The organism is Stenotrophomonas ginsengisoli (assembly GCF_001431485.1).
Classification (GTDB): domain Bacteria; phylum Pseudomonadota; class Gammaproteobacteria; order Xanthomonadales; family Xanthomonadaceae; genus Stenotrophomonas; species Stenotrophomonas ginsengisoli.
This window is the reverse complement of record NZ_LDJM01000035.1, coordinates 1-15,326: the sequence shown is the minus strand read 5'-3', so window position 1 is coordinate 15,326 and position 15,326 is coordinate 1. Positions and strand designations below refer to the sequence as shown.

Below are 15,326 nucleotides of genomic sequence, written 5' to 3'. Positions count from 1 at the left end.
TGATCAAGACAGTTGACTCCTACAAGAAGCCCCCAAGCCGTCTCGATGCAGCCTCCGCTGTTGTGGGAGCGGCCCAGGCCGCGACATCAGCCGACACATCCCGATCGCGCCTTGAGGCGCTCCTACAACAGTCGCCGCAGTTAGCCGCAGCGAAGACACAGCCGCCCCAGCTGTTGTGGGAGCGGCCCAGGCCGCGACATCAGCCGATGCATCCCGATCGCGCCTTGAGGCGCTCCTACAACAGTCGCCGCAGTTAGCCGCAGCGAAGACACAGCCACCCCAGCTGTTGTGGGAGCAGCCCAGGCCGCGGACATCAGCCGACACATCCCGATCGCGCCTTGAGGCGCTCCTGCAACAGCCGCCCCAGCTAGCCGCAGCGAAGACACAGCCATCCCAGCTGTTGTGGGAGCGGCCCAGGCCGCGACATCAGCCTATACATCTCGATCGCGCCTTGAGGCGCTCCTACAACAGCCGCCCCAGCTAGCCGTAGCGAAGACACAGCCGACCCAGCTTGTTGCAGCGAAGACACAGCCGCCCCAGCTGTTGTGGGAGCGGCCCAGGCCGCGACATCGCCCTCGGCAGCCTGGCCGCGTTTTGAGGCGACAGACCTGAAAAAAACGCCGCCCTTGGGCGGCGTTTGTTTTTCTCAATCTGGAAGCATCAATCGGTGGTGACGCGATTGACCTCGGCCAGCGTGGTGATGCCTGCAGCAGCCTTCTTCAACGCCGACTGGCGCAGGTCACTGATGCCGATCTTCTGCGCGGCGTCGGCAATATCCATGGCATTGCCGCCATCGAGCACGATCGCGGCGATGGCATCGGTCATCGGCATGACCTGGTAGATACCCACACGGCCCTTGTAGCCCTCGGTGCATTCATCGCAACCCACGGCCTGGAACAGGGTGATGCCGGCGTCGATCTGCTCCTGGGTGAAGCCTTCGGCCAACAGGGCGTTGTTGGGCAACTCCACCGGCTGCTTGCAGCCGTTGCACAGGCGGCGGCCCAGACGCTGGGCGATCACCAGGGTCACCGAGGAGGTGATGTTGTACGGCGCGATGCCCATGTTCATCAGACGCGCGATGGTCTGCGGGGCATCGTTGGTATGCAGGGTGGACAGCACCATATGGCCGGTCTGGGCGGCCTTGATGGCGATTTCGGCCGTTTCCAGGTCGCGGATTTCGCCGACCATGATGATGTCCGGATCCTGGCGCAGGAACGAGCGCAGCGCGGCGGCAAAGGTCATGCCGCGCTTGTTGTTCTGCTGTACCTGGTTCACACCCGGCAGACGGATTTCCACCGGGTCTTCGGCGGTGGAGATGTTGCGGGTGTCATCGTTGAGGATGCCCAGCGCGGTATACAGCGACACGGTCTTGCCCGAGCCGGTGGGGCCGGTGACCAGCACCATGCCATACGGCTTGTGGATGGCCTCCAGGAACAGCTTCTGCTGCTCCGGCTCGTAGCCGAGCTTGTCGATGCCCAGCTTGGCCGCGCTGCCGTCCAGGATACGCAGCACGATCTTCTCGCCGAACAGGGTCGGCAAGGTGCTGACGCGGAAGTCGATCTGCTTGGTCTTGGACAGGTTGAGCTTGATGCGGCCGTCCTGCGGCACGCGCTTTTCAGCGATATCCAGCTGCGACATGACCTTCAAACGCGCGGCAATGCGCTGGTTGAGCTTGACCGGGGCCTTGGCCACGGTCTTGAGCAGGCCGTCGATGCGCAGGCGCACGCGGTAATCTTCTTCGTAGGGCTCGAAGTGGATGTCCGAGGCGCCCTTGCGGATCGCATCCACCAGCACCTTGTTGACGAACTTGACCACCGGGGTGTCATCGCCCTTGGCGTCGATACCGGTATCGCCACTGGCAGCATCGTCCTCGCCACCGGTGTCCACATCCAGGTCGCCCATGCCCTCGTCATCGCCGAGGGCGCCACCCATCATGGTGTCATTGGCGGCCAGCCACAGCTCCAGGGTGCGCTTGAGCTGGTCCTCGTCCACCAGGATCGGGTCCACCACCAGGTTAGTGTGGAACTTGATCTCGTCCAGGTTCTGGGTCGGGTTGGCGGTGCCCACAAACAGGCGGGTGCCGCGCTTGTACAGCGGCAGCACCTGATGCTTGCGCAGCAGCTCTTCGGAAACCAGCTTGACCGCATTCTGGTTGGCATCAAACACCGATACATCGATCAGTGGCATGCCAAATTCCAGCGCATTGGCCGCCGCCATCTGCGCGGCTGTGACCAGTTTCTTGTCGGTCAGCCACTTGCTGATGGCCACCTTGGCCTCGCCGGCCTGCGCCTGTGCGCTGCGGGCAGCGGCCTCGTCCAGGGCCCCATCCTGGACCAGACGGCGGGCAATACCGGTAATCCCTACCAAATTGACGTTGGCGATACTCATCGCGTTGACTCCCCTGCAATCGCTACAGGGTACCGCAAGCCCCTGCCGGCTGGCACCCTGACCACCGCCTTTGGCGACACGGCGCACACCCACAGCGGGGCCGGCACAGGTACCATGGCAGCGGGGAATTGAAAGGCATCCAACGTGCAACACCTGAGCATCATCCTGCCGGCCAAAAACGAGGCCGCCGGCCTGCAACACACCTTGCCGGCCCTGCGCCTGGCCTATCCAGCAGCCGAGATCATCGTGGTCAACGATGGCTCCACCGACGCCACCGCGCAGATCGCCGTGGACAACGGCGCCATTGTGGTCAGCAACCCGTATTCGATGGGCAATGGCGCGGCGATCAAGCGCGGGGCACGCGCGGCCAGCGGCCAGGTCCTGGTGTTCATGGATGCCGACGGCCAGCACAACGCCAGCCATATCCAGGCCTTGCTGGACAAGCTGGACCAGGGCTACGACATGGTCGTGGGCGCGCGTGATGCCAGCGGCCAGGCCAATTTCCACCGCGGCCTGGCCAATGCCTTCTACAACAAGCTGGCCAGCCACATGACCGGGCACCGCATCGAGGACCTCACCTCCGGCTTCCGCGCCGTGCGCGCCGAGCGTTTCCGCGAGTTCCTGCACCTGCTGCCCAATGGCTTCAGCTACCCCACCACCTCCACAATGGCCTTCTTCCGCAGCGCCTACCCGGTGGCCTACGTGCCCATCCCGGTGGCCAAGCGCATGGGCAACGGCAGCCACATCCGCCCGCTCAAGGACGGCCTGCGCTTTTTGCTGATCATCTTCAAGATCGCCACCCTGTATTCGCCGCTGAAGCTGTTTGCCCCCATCGCCGCGCTGTTCTTCGTCACCGGCCTGGGTTACTACGGCTACACATTCGCCACCCAGCACCGCCTCACCAACATGAGCACCCTGCTGTTCAGCGCAGCGGTGATCATCTTCCTGATCGGCCTGATCTCCGAGCAGATCACCAATTTGACGTACCGGAAAGATGGCTGATTCAAGGCGGCGGCCGCATGCAGCTCTGGATATCGAAAGTCGTCGCCCCAAGGCTGCCAAGATCTGCCGCTTGCTCGGCATGCAGCGCAATGGCCCTCCTCTCCGTGTTCTGGAGGTTGGCTGCGGTTCCGGCATCATCAGTCAACTGATCGCAGATTGGCTGGGCCCGCAAAGCCAAATCCATGCCGTGGATGTAATCGACCAGCGCATCGAAAATGGAAGCGTTCATTTCCAGAAAGTCGATGGCACCAGCCTGCCCTTCGACGATGATACTTTCGATTACGTCATCAGCAACCACGTGATTGAACATGTGGGTGACCACTCAGCTCAATCGGAGCATGTAAAGGAGCTGCGACGTGTGCTTTCGCCAACTGGCACTGGTTATCTGGCTGTCCCCAGCCGCTGGCAGATCATAGAGCCCCATTACCGGCTTGTCTTTCTCAGCTGGTTACCACAAAGCCTGCGAACGCCTTACCTGCAACTGAGTGGTCGCGGCAATCATTACGATTGTCTACCACTTTCAATGCACCAAGTGGAAGAGTTTTTGGCAAAGAATGACTTGAAGTTCGGCAACCAGTTCAGCATGGCAATCAACTCCCTGATCCAGACAGAGTCGAACAGGAGCCTGCTGCCTAAGCTTGTCTCATTGCTGCCGAAGACCGCCCTGCACCCTCTGCGTGTACTCAGCCCCACCCACATCTATCTGTTCGGGAAGTCGCCCCAGTGGAGCCAAAATGCCTGATCAACGCTCACTGCCACGTCTCCTCGTACTGGCTTCGACCTATCCCCGCTGGGCAGGTGACCATGAGCCCGGGTTTGTCCACGAACTGAGCAAGCGTTTGACCCATGATTTCGATATAACCGTACTGTGCCCGCATGCGCCGGGCACCTGTACAAGCGAAAACCTTGATGGAGTCGAGGTGGTTCGCTATCGCTACGCCCCCGAGCCACTGGAAACATTGGTCAACAATGGCGGCATCGTCACCAACCTGCGCAAACAGCGCTGGAAAATATTGCTGGTGCCTGGTTTCGTGCTGTCCCAAGCATGGACGGCTTGGCGCCTGGTACGTCGCAAGCACATCAACGCCATACATGCTCACTGGCTGGTGCCTCAAGGCCTTGTCGCAACGTTGCTGAAAGCGCTGACCGGTACGCCCTACCTGGTCACATCCCACGGTGCCGACCTGTATGCACTACGCGCCGCTCCCTTCCAGACATTGAAGCGCCTGGTTGCACGGCATGCAGCAGCCATTACTGTGGTCAGCACCAGCATGCGTGACCGGATGTCGGCTCATGGTGTGCATACGAGCAAGATCAGCGTGCAACCAATGGGCGTGGATATGGCCCAGCGTTTCATGCCCGATCCTTCAATCCAACGTTCGCAACGGAAAATCCTGTTCGTAGGACGCCTGGTCGAAAAAAAAGGACTGGTGCACTTGCTCGCTGCAATGCCACGGGTATTGCAACGGATACCGGATGCCCAGCTTGCAATCGCCGGCTTCGGCCCCGGCGAGGCGGAAGCGCGGGCTCTGGTTGAATCACTTGGCCTGCAATCAACCGTGAATTTTCTCGGTGCCCTGCCACAAACCCAGCTCCCGGACCTCTACCGCTCCGCCGCGCTTTTCGTCGCGCCCTTCGTTCGCGCCGCCTCCGGGGATGAAGAGGGTCTGGGCCTGGTGCTGGTGGAAGCCATTGCCTGCGGCTGTCCCGTACTCGCTGGCAGCGTGCCGGCATTAGGGGAAGTGCTGGGCCAGGAAAACATGGATGTAACCATGGACCCTCGCGACCATGACAGACTGGCTGACCGCATTGTCGACAACCTGATGCAGCCCGAGAGCGCCCTGATACGCGCCGAGCAACTGCGGCACAGCCTCGGGCGACGCCTGGACTGGCCCTCTGTGGCAACAGGCTATGCGCAGATCCTGCACCACCTGGACAGGAAGGCTTGAATGGAGACCCCGCCAGAGCCAGCAGTCTGGCTGCCCACCATCCGCGCCAACACGGGTGCGGATGTTTTCACCACACGCCTGTGCAGCGCACTGAATGCTGCTGGCATTCGTGCAGAAATCACTTGGTTGCCGCATCGCGCCGAGGTCATGCCCTGGACTGTGGCGGCTTTGCCCCCCCCCGCCTGGGCCAACGTGGCGCACGTGAACAGCTGGCTGCCGCAACGCTTCTGGCCCCGCCATCTACCTATCGTCGTGACCGTGCATCATCTTGTGCACGACCCCGCTTATGCCCCCTACCGATCGGCAGCACAAGCTATCTATCACCGCAGCATTATCCTGCCGCGCGAGCGAGCTGCCATCCACGACGCCGCCGCGGTGACCACAGTTTCCGAATACGTGCGTGGCACAGTGATCGAATTCGCCGGTCGCGATGACACGCTGAGTATCCCCAACTGGGTGGACAGCACACGTTTCATCCCCATCCCTACAGCAAGCGAGCGTGTGCCCCCCCCCTTCCGTCTACTCATCGCCGGCAGCGCCTCACGCCGCAAGGGCATTGACCTGCTACCCAGTTTTGCGGCTGCGCTCGGAACAGGCTTCCAGATCCGTTTCGCCGGCAGTGATACGCCGAATATCCTCGGCCCGGGCAACGTGGTGATGCTGGGACGAATCAGTGACGAAGCACTGTTACACGAATACCAGCACTGCGATGCCGTTGTATCGCTTTCCCGTTATGAAGGCTTTGGTTATACCGCTCTGGAAGCCATGGCCTGCGGCAAACCTTTTTTTGGTTTTGACGGCAGTGGCCTGGCGGAAGTCATGCGCCACAACAGCCACTGTCTGGCACCACTGGAGGATGTTGTTGGCCTGGCCACCAGGTGTCGCAATTTGCTTGCCGACCATCAACTGACACGGCAGATCTGCATGCAAGGGCGAGTGCAAGCGACTACGCATTTCAGTGAACACACCGCAATCCGCTCCTATTTGGATACCTACCGCATGGCCATGAGCATCAACCGATGACCCAGCAGAGTGACAACGCCCCCGCCATGGAAAAAATCCGGGAAAACGACTCAAAAACCCCATGCGCAATGGCCAAAAAACGCCCTGAGCAGCCCAGAAGGATACTCAACCTAGGCTGCGGGAGAAAAAAAATGGCTGGTGCAATCAACGTGGACTTCTTTGCTGAAGAGGCGGATGTCAGGCACGATCTCGACACATTCCCTTACCCATTCAACGACGGGGAGTTCGACGAGATTCACGCTTGGAACGTCATCGAGCATCTGAAGGACACCATCAGCGCGATGAACGAGATACACCGGATAGCCAAAAAGGATGCACTGGTACACATACGGGTGCCGCACTTCCGCAGCGCATGCCTCTATGAAGATATAACTCACCAGAGAGGCTTTGCATGGAGAAGTTTCGACATTTTCACAAAAAGCAGTGAAATATATGGAGAATACTCAAAAATCAACTTCACCATCATCGAAAGAAGATACTCACCATACCTAATCCAGATAGTCTACAAAATCCTATCGAAATTCCCGAAAATCACAGACAACCTGATCAGCAAATATATCCCAATGGCATCCATAGAATTCACAATGAAAGCAACCAAGGAATGACAGACAACGCAACATTCAGTTGAAATCAAGAATACACATTTGAAATTGAGGCCGCCACACCACTGCGCTTGGCAAGAATAAAAACACTCTCAAAGTCCCCGCCAGCCTCCTCGTCCAGATAGGCCTCAACAACTGGGAAACCACTCTTGCGAAGAATAGAAACAACCTCCCCAAAAGGATAAACATTCAGCTGCATGGGGCGCTCGAACAACGGTCTGCCACGAGAAAAATTCCGCAACCAGTTGACCGGCGGGAGCCAGTAACGCAAACGAACCAGCCCGCGCAACCAAACGCTCGCATTACACCCAACATATAACTGGAAGGCCAGATAGCCGCCATCAGAAACACGGCCAGCCATTTCTCCAATCAGGCGCATACCGCGTCGCGTCGGGATATGCTGAAGCACCAGGTAAGAGTGGACAAAATCCAACATACCCGGCAGCTTTGAAAGAGCATCATCCGAAACCAGCGGCGTCAAGTTCGACACTCCGAACCTTGAGCAGTTATATTCAACCTCGGCAAGCATTGCGGGCGAAACGTCAACCGCAAATACCCGGCCACTTCTGCCTGCAATCGGCATAGCCAAACGCCCGACTCCGCAACCTATATCCGCCGCAATCTCTGGCCGCCACACACCACCCTCACGCCGTTCAATTGCGTCGAACACAGCCCGAACGTGCGCCTCACCAGATTCGAAAAATTCACTTTCGGCGCGTCCATCCAGCTTTGCCGCACCGAACTTACTGGTACTCAGGACGCCATAATATGGCGAATTCTCACCCCAGCTTTGCCAATCACGATCGGTTCCCATCGCCCCTCCTCCCCATCAACCCTCCATCCCGTGGACCCCTGACCTTGAAAAGGTCAATGCCAATCACCAGCAAAGAGCAGAAAACCATTCCCCACTCAGAAAAAGCCAGGGCATAAACCATCCCAGTGACGCCCACCTCCGGCATCAGAAAGTATCCAAAAAAAACCATCAAGAAAACACCCAGGAACTCAACCCCAACACGCCACCACACCCTTCCAAGAACCATCAGGACATAACCGGAAACCAGGCGCAAGGACAAACCGGGAACAACCATACACATCGCGCCAACAATTCCCCCAATCCCTGCATATGCAGCCCCGAACAAACCATCGATTCTCGGAGCCCCCAACCAGAGAAGAAGTGCCATTATCGCCCCATAAATGCACGACGATGCCAACATGGCCACGATAAGCCGAATCGGCACATACTCCCCATCCGCCTCGCGAAACAAGCGCGGCAGGGATGAAACCACCATTGCCATTACAGGAAGCACGAAGGCAGCCACAATACGGGAACCTGCCGCATATAAGCCGGCATCACTGCCACCCAGAAACCGCATAGCAACGGACTTGTCCAGCTCTGTCGGGCCATTACGGGAAACTTCCGCAGCTGCGAAACCGAACGCCTGTCGCCACTCAGCACCCTGCGGCAAGCGCCACGAACGGAACCCAGCCACTGCCATACCATTCCAGGCAACAGTGAACGAAGCCAGCGCAGCCAGCACATAGGCCCAGCAATACCACAGCAATGGAGAAGCAGGAGCCAGCATGACTACTGCACCTGCCGCAACAGCACGCAAAAATAACGGCATTAACTGCAACAGCTGCGACCTGACCACTTCACCCGCTCCATGGCGCATGGAAGCAAAAAGTACAAGCAACGGCTGCACTATCAACTCGGAAAACCCGAATGCAAACAGCAACCCTGCCCCCAGCCTTGCCGATGGGAACAGATATAAGCAAAGTGGCACATAGATAGCCAATAGCAAAAAGCCTGAAAGCAACACCGCAGGAAACGCATAAGGCAGAGCCCCATGCTGTTTTCCGGGACCAGCAGCCGAAGCCCGCAACTGCAACAACGGCATACCGAAACCAGCCAGCGAACCCAGAAATACCGCCAGCCCGATCACACCAGCGAAAGCACCATACGCATCCGGCCCAAGAGCGTAAGCAACCAGCAGCAACGTAGCCGCCTGCACAACAAAGCGAAGCCCGAATACTGCAGTGGTTTTCAGCGTAGTTCGCGCAATTGACCCCATGATTCACCCTTCAGACAGAGCAGCCTGCAACTGCCCCCGGACATCGGCCACCAGCAACGCTCCTCGGCCAGATGGCAGAATCAGCCTATTCACGGGATTTGACGACAATCCACTCAGCCAGATCGTCACGCCCCTTTTCGCGCAGCACACCAGCCATCACCGGCACATAATGGGGGTACTCAGCACTAGTACTAACAGCCTGCATCAGCAAGCTCCGTGCCAGCGGCTCATCATGGCTGTAATCCAAAGCATGCATGGCCACGTCAAAATAGCTGTTGGGCGGCATACTGACACGTTCAAACATCAACATGAACGCTTGATCCAGCGCACGGTCATCCAGCTCCACCCCCTTGTTGACCCTGTTTCCAAGCAGGCCAAACAAGGCAGCCGTGGTCTGCGGGGTGACCGGCTGCTCCTGCAACCGGCGGTGCAGGCCCGACCACCACCTCGGTTCTACCGGCAAACCCTGGCCAGCGTGCATCAGGATCAATGACTGCTCCGCCAGGATACTGGCCTTGGGCAGGCCCGCCTCGCGCTCGAACGTATTGACCGCCAGGCTGAAGAACGGCGAATTGGCGGAGCCATCAGCCATTTCGTAATACAGCACACCCAGCTCATGGGCGGCACGTGGCGATTGCGGGTTGGTCGCCACAAACTCAGTGGCCAACAGCAAGCGATCTCCCCAAGTTGCCGAACGCACCATGGCCAGCAGGCCGAACAGCACAATCGCAGCAGCCACCCCGGCAATCTTGATGCCAGGGCCATCGCGCACCGGGATACGACGCACGATATCGGCCAGCACCAGCAGCACGCCCAGCAGGGCGAAGTAGTTGCGATGCTCGAACACCAGCTCCAGCGGCACCACGCTGGAGGTGATGGCATGGGCGGCGAAGAACCAGAAGATACCCAGCGCAGTCAGCGGTGCACGCCGGCGCAGCCACCACGCCAGTGCCAACAGACCGGCCAGCAACAGCCCGCCGGCCAAGGTAGTCCACGGCTGCAGCAGCGTGGTGGAGGCAATAAAGTCGTCGTAATAGAAGGTCATGCTGGCCGGCAACGGCAACAGCATCTGGCCCAGATGCATCGGCAGGATGCGCAGTTGGCTGAGAACACGCTCAACCGTATTGAAATCCCGCCCGGTAATGGTTTCCAGACTGCCGTAATGCGGCACGATGACTGTCACAAACAACAGCACACCAAGGGCACTACCTGCCGCATAGCCCCAGCGCCAGAAACGACGCTGTCCTACCGTATTACCAGCAAAGCCCAGCAAGCTCAGCTCTAACGCCAGAGTGTACAGCGGCAGCAGCAAGGCACTTTCCTTGGCCCCCAGCGCCAGCACAAAGCACAGCGCGCAACCAAGCAGCCACGGCCAACCCCGCCCACCGGCAATTTGCGCGCTGCGCGCACGCAGATAGGCCAGCAAGGCCAGCAAGGTGAAGGTAAGGCACAGGGTTTCCATCCGCTGCACCACATACAGCACGGTGGACACCTGCAACGGGTGCACCGCCCACAGCAGCGCCACGGCGAAAGCAGACAGGCGAAGCCACTGCTGCACCCCGGCCAGGGCCAGCAGGCGCAGGCACAGCACATACACCAGCAGCGCATTGAGCAGGTGCACCAGCAGGCCACCCAGTTTCCAACCCCAGGGCTCCAGCCCTCCCAGCATATGGTTCAGGCCGAAACTGGCCATGGCCAACTGGCGCCCGGTACCGCCCGGGTCGAAACTGGTGGCCGCGCGCCACAGACCGGGCCAGTCACCGGCGACCACATGCACACGGGCATTGCTGACCAGAGCAGGAAAGTCATCAAACAGGAACGGGCCGCTCAAACCCGGCCAGTAAACGGCAGCCGTCAACAGCACCATGGCCAGCCCGGCCAGCCCTTGCTTCCAGCCAGCCCCGGCTGCCTTGCTCGCTTGCATTACACACTTCCCCAATTACGCCATTACAACAGCACAATCCTGGCGACTTACCGGCAACCGGCCGGCCACAGCTTGCTGTCAATGCTGGCCTGCACCTTGCACTGCCATTCGCCCGACGCCGTACGCGCCAGCTCGATGGTCTTGCCGGCCACCTGCGGATTACCCTTCAGGGTGCAGCGGATGAAGCCGGTATCACCGGACAGCATGCTCAAGCCGCAGCGCGGCGTGCTTGCCGGCAAGCCGATATCGGTCAGATTGAAGGTGGTGACATCCTCCACCAGTACATGTGACTCGAACCCGGTCAGCCCACCTCGCAGATCGGCCAGGCCGGCAGTGAGCTGGCTCCTGGCCACATAGTTCTGGTAAGCCGGCAGCGCGATGGCGGCCAGGATGGCGATGATCGCCACCACAATCATCAGTTCAATCAAGGTAAAACCGCGTTGCTTGCCCATATAGCCCCCACACTCCACAGGCGAACTCTTCAACAAGAAAGGGGCGTTTCCGCCCCTTTCACGTCAACCTACAGCAGCTATTAGTTGCAGCCAGCCGGGTTGAACTTGGCTGCGTCGGTGCCAGTCAGGCTGGTGGTGCAGTTCCATGCACCCGAAGCATTGCGGGTCAGGGTGACAGTCTTGCCAACAACCTTCGGGTTGCCCTTCAGGGTGCAGACAATGGACTGGCCATTGGTCGCGCTATAGGCAGGAGTTGCACCGACAGCAATGCCGCAACGCGCGGTGCTGGTGGCCAGACCCAGGTCGTCAAGGGTCGCGCTACCAGCCTTACCCGACTGGATGCCTTCTTCGAATGCGGTGATGCCACCACGAATGTCGGCCAGACCAGCGGTGACCTGCGACTTGGCAACATAGTTCTGGTAGGCCGGCAGAGCGATGGCGGCCAGGATGGCGATGATCGCGACAACGATCATCAGTTCGATCAGGGTAAAGCCTTGCTGCTTCTTCATGGGTACATCCCCTAGGAGTGTTGTTGATCAAAGTGAACTACGGAGCACGGCCACCTGAAGTCCCCGGCCAAGCCGATGCAGCAAGCGAGAGCCCCGTGCAGGTGTTGGTGTAGCAGAAAGCGTGCCAGATCCCCGTTACGCCTCTCCAACCCCTGCCGGCCATGATCGCAGGTCTGGCCGGAATTGGAAGCCTTGACGGGGGAGCTTTGTGTTTTTACGCGGAAAACTGACGCACCCTGTCACAATTTGACGAATCAACCCGCATTTATCTGCCGTGCTGGCGCCAGCCGCCCGGTGGCCATGTGCGCAACCGCAGCGTTTGCCGCTACCATGGGGCGGTTGTCCGGCCCGGGGAAGGCTGGCAGGGGAGAGATCAATGGCAGTCAGTCGCAGTGCAATGAAAACCGGCCCGGTGGACCGCGCCACCAGCCAGATGCAGCCGTTTGTCTGGGAGGGTACGGACAAGCGTGGCATCAAGATGAAGGGCGAGGAATCGGCCAAGAACGCCAACCTGCTCAAGGCCGAGCTGCGCCGCAAGGGCATCACCCCCACCGTGGTCAAGCCCAAGCCCAAGCCGTTGTTCGGCGCGGCCGGGGCCAAGATCAGCGCCAAGGACATTGCCTTCTTCTCGCGGCAGATGGCCACGATGATGAAATCCGGCGTGCCGATTGTCGGCTCGCTGGAGATCATCGGCGAGGGCCACAAGAACCCGCGCATGAAGAAGATGGTCGGCCAGATCCGTGCCGACATCGAGGGCGGCTCCTCGCTGTACGAGGCGATCTGCAAGCACCCGATCCAGTTCGATGACCTGTACCGCAACCTGGTACGCGCCGGTGAAGGCGCCGGTGTGCTGGAAACGGTGCTGGACACCATTGCCAACTACAAAGAAAACATCGAAGCACTGAAGGGCAAGATCAAGAAGGCCTTGTTCTACCCGGCCATGGTGATCTTCGTGGCCATACTGGTTACCTCTATTCTGATGGTGTGGGTGATCCCGCAGTTCGAGGACGTGTTCAAGGGCTTCGGCGCCGACCTGCCGGCCTTCACCCAGTTCCTGGTCAACTGCTCCAAGTTCATGGTCAGCAACGGCATCTGGATATTGTTGGCCACCATCGCCGCCATCGTCGGCTTCATCTTTGCCTACAAACGCTCGGCTGGCCTGCGCAAGGGCATGGACCGCCTGTCGCTGAAGGTACCGGTGATCGGCAACATCCTGCACAACAGCGCCATTGCCCGCTTCGCCCGCACCACCGCGGTGACCTTCAAGGCCGGTGTGCCGCTGGTGGAGGCGCTGGGCATCGTGGCCGGCGCCACCGGCAACACCGTGTACGAGGAAGCCGTGCTGCGCATGCGCGATGACGTCTCGGTCGGCTACCCGGTCAACATGGCGATGAAGCAGGTCAACCTGTTCCCGCACATGGTGATCCAGATGACCGCCATCGGCGAAGAGGCCGGCGCCCTGGATGACATGCTGTACAAGGTGGCCGAGTACTACGAGCAGGAAGTGAACAACTCGGTGGATGCGCTGAGCAGCCTGATCGAGCCGATGATCATGGTGTTTATCGGCACCATTGTCGGTAGCATCGTGATCGGCATGTACCTGCCCATCTTCAAACTGGCTTCCGTGGTGTAACCCGACCTATGGCTTTTCTCGACCAGCATCCGGCGCTGGGCTACCCCCTCGCCGCCGGCCTGGGGCTGCTCATCGGCAGCTTTCTCAATGTGGTGATCCTGCGCCTGCCCAAGCGCCTGGAATGGGCGTGGAAGCGCGATGCACGCGAAGTGCTGGAGCTGCCCGAGCTGTACGAGCCCGCCCCACCCGGCATCGTGGTGGAGCCCTCGCACTGCCCGCACTGCAAGCACAAGCTGAGCTGGTACGAGAACATCCCGCTGGTCAGCTGGCTGGTGCAGGGCGGCAAGTGCCGCCACTGTGCCGCCCCGATCTCCATGCAGTACCCGGCCGTGGAAGCAATCACGGCCGCGCTCTGCGTGGCCAGCGTGTGGCAGTTCGGCTTCGGCTGGCAGGGCTTCGGCGCAATGGTGCTCAGCTGCTTCCTGGTGGCGTTGTCAGGTATCGACCTGCGCACCCAGTACCTGCCGGACTCGCTGACCCTGCCCCTGCTGTGGCTGGGCCTGATTGCCAGCGCCGACAACCTGTACATGCCGGCCAAACCCGCCCTGATCGGTGCTGCCCTGGGCTACCTGAGCCTGTGGAGCGTGTGCTGGATCTACAAGCAGTTCACCGGCAAACAGGGCATGGGCCACGGCGATTTCAAGCTGCTGGCCGCCCTGGGCGCCTGGTGCGGCTGGCAAGGGGTGCTGCCGATCATCCTGTTGTCTTCCATCGTGGGCGCCATTGTCGGCACCATCTGGCTGCGCATGCAGAAGCAGGACGACAGCACGCCGATCCCGTTTGGGCCCTACCTGGCCATCGCCGGCTGGATCGTCTTCATGTGGGGCGACCAGCTCATTGATGGCTACCTGCGCATCAGCGGGCTGCGCTGAACACTGCACACCAGCAAAAGCCGCCCTCCGGGGCGGTTTTTTTGTCGCCATCCCACCTGCAGACAGGCTAGCCTCACCATCTGCCGCACCGCACCGGCCACCGCCGCCTGCGGCAGCGGCCACATCACCCAGCCACCTGCCCCTGCCTGAGTTCCCAGCCCGCATGAGCAACTACATCATTGGCCTGACCGGCGGCATCGCCTCGGGCAAGAGCGCGGTCAGCGCCCGCTTCGCCGCCCTGGGCATCAGCATTGCCGATGCCGACATCGCCGCCCGTGCCGTGGTTGCCCCCGGCCAACCGGCCCTGCAGGCTATTGCCAGCCACTTCGGCGCATCGGTGCTGCAGGCTGATGGCCAGCTGGACCGCGCCGCCCTCCGGCGCATCGTGTTTGCCGACCCGCTGGCACGCAGCGAGCTGGAAGCCATCACCCATCCGGCGATCCGCGCCGAGATGATCGCCCAGTGCCAACAGGCCAGCAGCGCCTACGCCATCGCCGCCATCCCGCTGCTGGCCGAAGTCGGCCGCAAGCAATACCCATGGATCAACCGGGTGCTGGTGATTGATGTCCCGCGCCAGGTGCAATTGCAGCGCCTGATCGCCCGTGACAGCATCGACCAGGCCCTGGCCGAATCGATGATCGCCGCCCAGGCACAACGCAGCGCGCGCCTGGCCATGGCCGATGACGTGCTGGACAACAGCGGCACCCCGGACCAACTGGATGCCCCGATTGCCGCCCTGCACGCCCGCTACCTCGCCCTGGCCGGGCAGGCCTGAGTCGCACAGCCGGAGCCGCTCCTGCAGAGCTTCAGACTTCCACGGCTTCGCGGCCGGGGCCGCTTGTGTCTTGGGCAGGACTACAGTTTGAGGTGAGAGCGAGGTGCGGCAGCCCGCAAGGCCGG

Annotated in this window: 14 protein-coding genes; 8 read left to right on the top strand and 6 right to left on the bottom strand. The window is 60.6% G+C overall.

Annotated elements, in window-relative coordinates; genetic code table 11:
* Positions 1 to 660: 660 nt before the first annotated feature.
* A complete protein-coding gene (gene pilB / locus ABB30_RS12990; protein WP_057638749.1) occupies positions 661 to 2,388 on the bottom strand; it encodes a type IV-A pilus assembly ATPase PilB in 1,728 nt (575 codons plus the stop codon).
* Between the two features lie 144 nt (positions 2,389 to 2,532).
* On the opposite strand from pilB, the gene ABB30_RS12985 reads away from it, so the two are divergent.
* The 5 genes from ABB30_RS12985 to ABB30_RS12960 are packed head-to-tail and all read left to right on the top strand — an operon-like array spanning position 2,533 to position 6,967.
* Entirely contained in the window at positions 2,533 to 3,390 is an 858-nt protein-coding gene (locus ABB30_RS12985; protein ID WP_057638748.1) for a glycosyltransferase family 2 protein, read from the top strand.
* Positions 3,383 to 4,132, top strand: coding sequence for a class I SAM-dependent methyltransferase (locus ABB30_RS15885; protein WP_083489871.1), 750 nt, complete (start codon positions 3,383 to 3,385; stop codon positions 4,130 to 4,132). Before ABB30_RS12985 ends, ABB30_RS15885 begins: the two co-directional genes overlap by 8 nt.
* Positions 4,125 to 5,339, top strand: a complete 1,215-nt coding sequence (locus tag ABB30_RS12970; protein ID WP_057638745.1) for a glycosyltransferase — start codon at positions 4,125 to 4,127, stop codon at positions 5,337 to 5,339. Before ABB30_RS15885 ends, ABB30_RS12970 begins: the two co-directional genes overlap by 8 nt.
* Positions 5,340 to 6,362, top strand: a complete 1,023-nt coding sequence (locus ABB30_RS12965; RefSeq protein WP_057638744.1) for a glycosyltransferase family 4 protein — start codon at positions 5,340 to 5,342, stop codon at positions 6,360 to 6,362.
* Complete coding sequence (locus tag ABB30_RS12960; RefSeq protein WP_057638743.1) at positions 6,359 to 6,967, top strand: class I SAM-dependent methyltransferase; 609 nt, start codon at positions 6,359 to 6,361, stop codon at positions 6,965 to 6,967. The genes ABB30_RS12965 and ABB30_RS12960 overlap by 4 nt, the downstream gene beginning before the upstream one ends.
* A 25-nt stretch (positions 6,968 to 6,992) precedes the next feature.
* Here ABB30_RS12960 and ABB30_RS15880 read toward each other — a convergent pair whose 3' ends face one another.
* The 5 genes from ABB30_RS15880 to ABB30_RS12940 form a co-directional block, all read right to left on the bottom strand.
* Positions 6,993 to 7,778, bottom strand: coding sequence for a class I SAM-dependent methyltransferase (locus ABB30_RS15880; protein ID WP_083489870.1), 786 nt, complete (start codon positions 7,776 to 7,778; stop codon positions 6,993 to 6,995).
* The gene (locus ABB30_RS12955; RefSeq protein ID WP_152980741.1) at positions 7,762 to 9,036 is read right to left on the bottom strand and encodes a lipopolysaccharide biosynthesis protein; all 1,275 of its coding nucleotides are present in this window, start codon (positions 9,034 to 9,036) and stop codon (positions 7,762 to 7,764) included. Before ABB30_RS12955 ends, ABB30_RS15880 begins: the two co-directional genes overlap by 17 nt.
* Positions 9,037 to 9,121: 85 nt before the next feature.
* Complete coding sequence (locus ABB30_RS12950) at positions 9,122 to 10,960, bottom strand: hypothetical protein (RefSeq protein WP_057638741.1); 1,839 nt, start codon at positions 10,958 to 10,960, stop codon at positions 9,122 to 9,124.
* A gap of 47 nt (positions 10,961 to 11,007) precedes the next feature.
* Positions 11,008 to 11,412, bottom strand: a complete 405-nt coding sequence (locus ABB30_RS12945; protein ID WP_057638740.1) for a pilin — start codon at positions 11,410 to 11,412, stop codon at positions 11,008 to 11,010.
* Between the two features lie 80 nt (positions 11,413 to 11,492).
* Complete coding sequence (locus tag ABB30_RS12940; RefSeq protein WP_057638739.1) at positions 11,493 to 11,921, bottom strand: pilin; 429 nt, start codon at positions 11,919 to 11,921, stop codon at positions 11,493 to 11,495.
* A gap of 376 nt (positions 11,922 to 12,297) precedes the next feature.
* Between ABB30_RS12940 and ABB30_RS12935 the strand changes: the two genes are divergently transcribed.
* The 3 genes from ABB30_RS12935 to coaE all read left to right on the top strand — a co-directional run bounded on the left by ABB30_RS12935 (position 12,298) and on the right by coaE (position 15,201).
* Positions 12,298 to 13,554 carry a type II secretion system F family protein gene (locus ABB30_RS12935; RefSeq protein ID WP_057638738.1) on the top strand — a complete coding sequence of 419 codons (1,257 nt, stop codon included), beginning with the start codon at positions 12,298 to 12,300 and terminating at the stop codon, positions 13,552 to 13,554.
* A gap of 8 nt (positions 13,555 to 13,562) precedes the next feature.
* Positions 13,563 to 14,426, top strand: coding sequence for a prepilin peptidase (locus ABB30_RS12930; protein WP_057638737.1), 864 nt, complete (start codon positions 13,563 to 13,565; stop codon positions 14,424 to 14,426).
* A gap of 163 nt (positions 14,427 to 14,589) precedes the next feature.
* Complete coding sequence (coaE, locus tag ABB30_RS12925) at positions 14,590 to 15,201, top strand: dephospho-CoA kinase (RefSeq protein WP_057638736.1); 612 nt, start codon at positions 14,590 to 14,592, stop codon at positions 15,199 to 15,201.
* Positions 15,202 to 15,326 lie beyond the last annotated feature (125 nt).

Excerpts from the sequence above, each read along its gene's own strand:
- pilB (WP_057638749.1), bottom strand. The coding sequence starts at position 2,388 with ATGAGTATCGCCAACGTCAATTTGGTAGGGATTACCGGTATTGCCCGC.
- ABB30_RS15885 (WP_083489871.1), top strand. The coding sequence starts at position 3,383 with ATGGCTGATTCAAGGCGGCGGCCGCATGCAGCTCTGGATATCGAAAGT.
- ABB30_RS12970 (WP_057638745.1), top strand. The coding sequence starts at position 4,125 with ATGCCTGATCAACGCTCACTGCCACGTCTCCTCGTACTGGCTTCGACC.
- ABB30_RS12965 (WP_057638744.1), top strand. The coding sequence starts at position 5,340 with ATGGAGACCCCGCCAGAGCCAGCAGTCTGGCTGCCCACCATCCGCGCC.
- ABB30_RS12960 (WP_057638743.1), top strand. The coding sequence starts at position 6,359 with ATGACCCAGCAGAGTGACAACGCCCCCGCCATGGAAAAAATCCGGGAA.
- ABB30_RS15880 (WP_083489870.1), bottom strand. The coding sequence starts at position 7,778 with ATGGGAACCGATCGTGATTGGCAAAGCTGGGGTGAGAATTCGCCATAT.
- ABB30_RS12955 (WP_152980741.1), bottom strand. The coding sequence starts at position 9,036 with ATGGGGTCAATTGCGCGAACTACGCTGAAAACCACTGCAGTATTCGGG.
- ABB30_RS12950 (WP_057638741.1), bottom strand. The coding sequence starts at position 10,960 with ATGCAAGCGAGCAAGGCAGCCGGGGCTGGCTGGAAGCAAGGGCTGGCC.
- ABB30_RS12945 (WP_057638740.1), bottom strand. The coding sequence starts at position 11,412 with ATGGGCAAGCAACGCGGTTTTACCTTGATTGAACTGATGATTGTGGTG.
- ABB30_RS12940 (WP_057638739.1), bottom strand. The coding sequence starts at position 11,921 with ATGAAGAAGCAGCAAGGCTTTACCCTGATCGAACTGATGATCGTTGTC.
- ABB30_RS12935 (WP_057638738.1), top strand. The coding sequence starts at position 12,298 with ATGGCAGTCAGTCGCAGTGCAATGAAAACCGGCCCGGTGGACCGCGCC.
- ABB30_RS12930 (WP_057638737.1), top strand. The coding sequence starts at position 13,563 with ATGGCTTTTCTCGACCAGCATCCGGCGCTGGGCTACCCCCTCGCCGCC.
- coaE (WP_057638736.1), top strand. The coding sequence starts at position 14,590 with ATGAGCAACTACATCATTGGCCTGACCGGCGGCATCGCCTCGGGCAAG.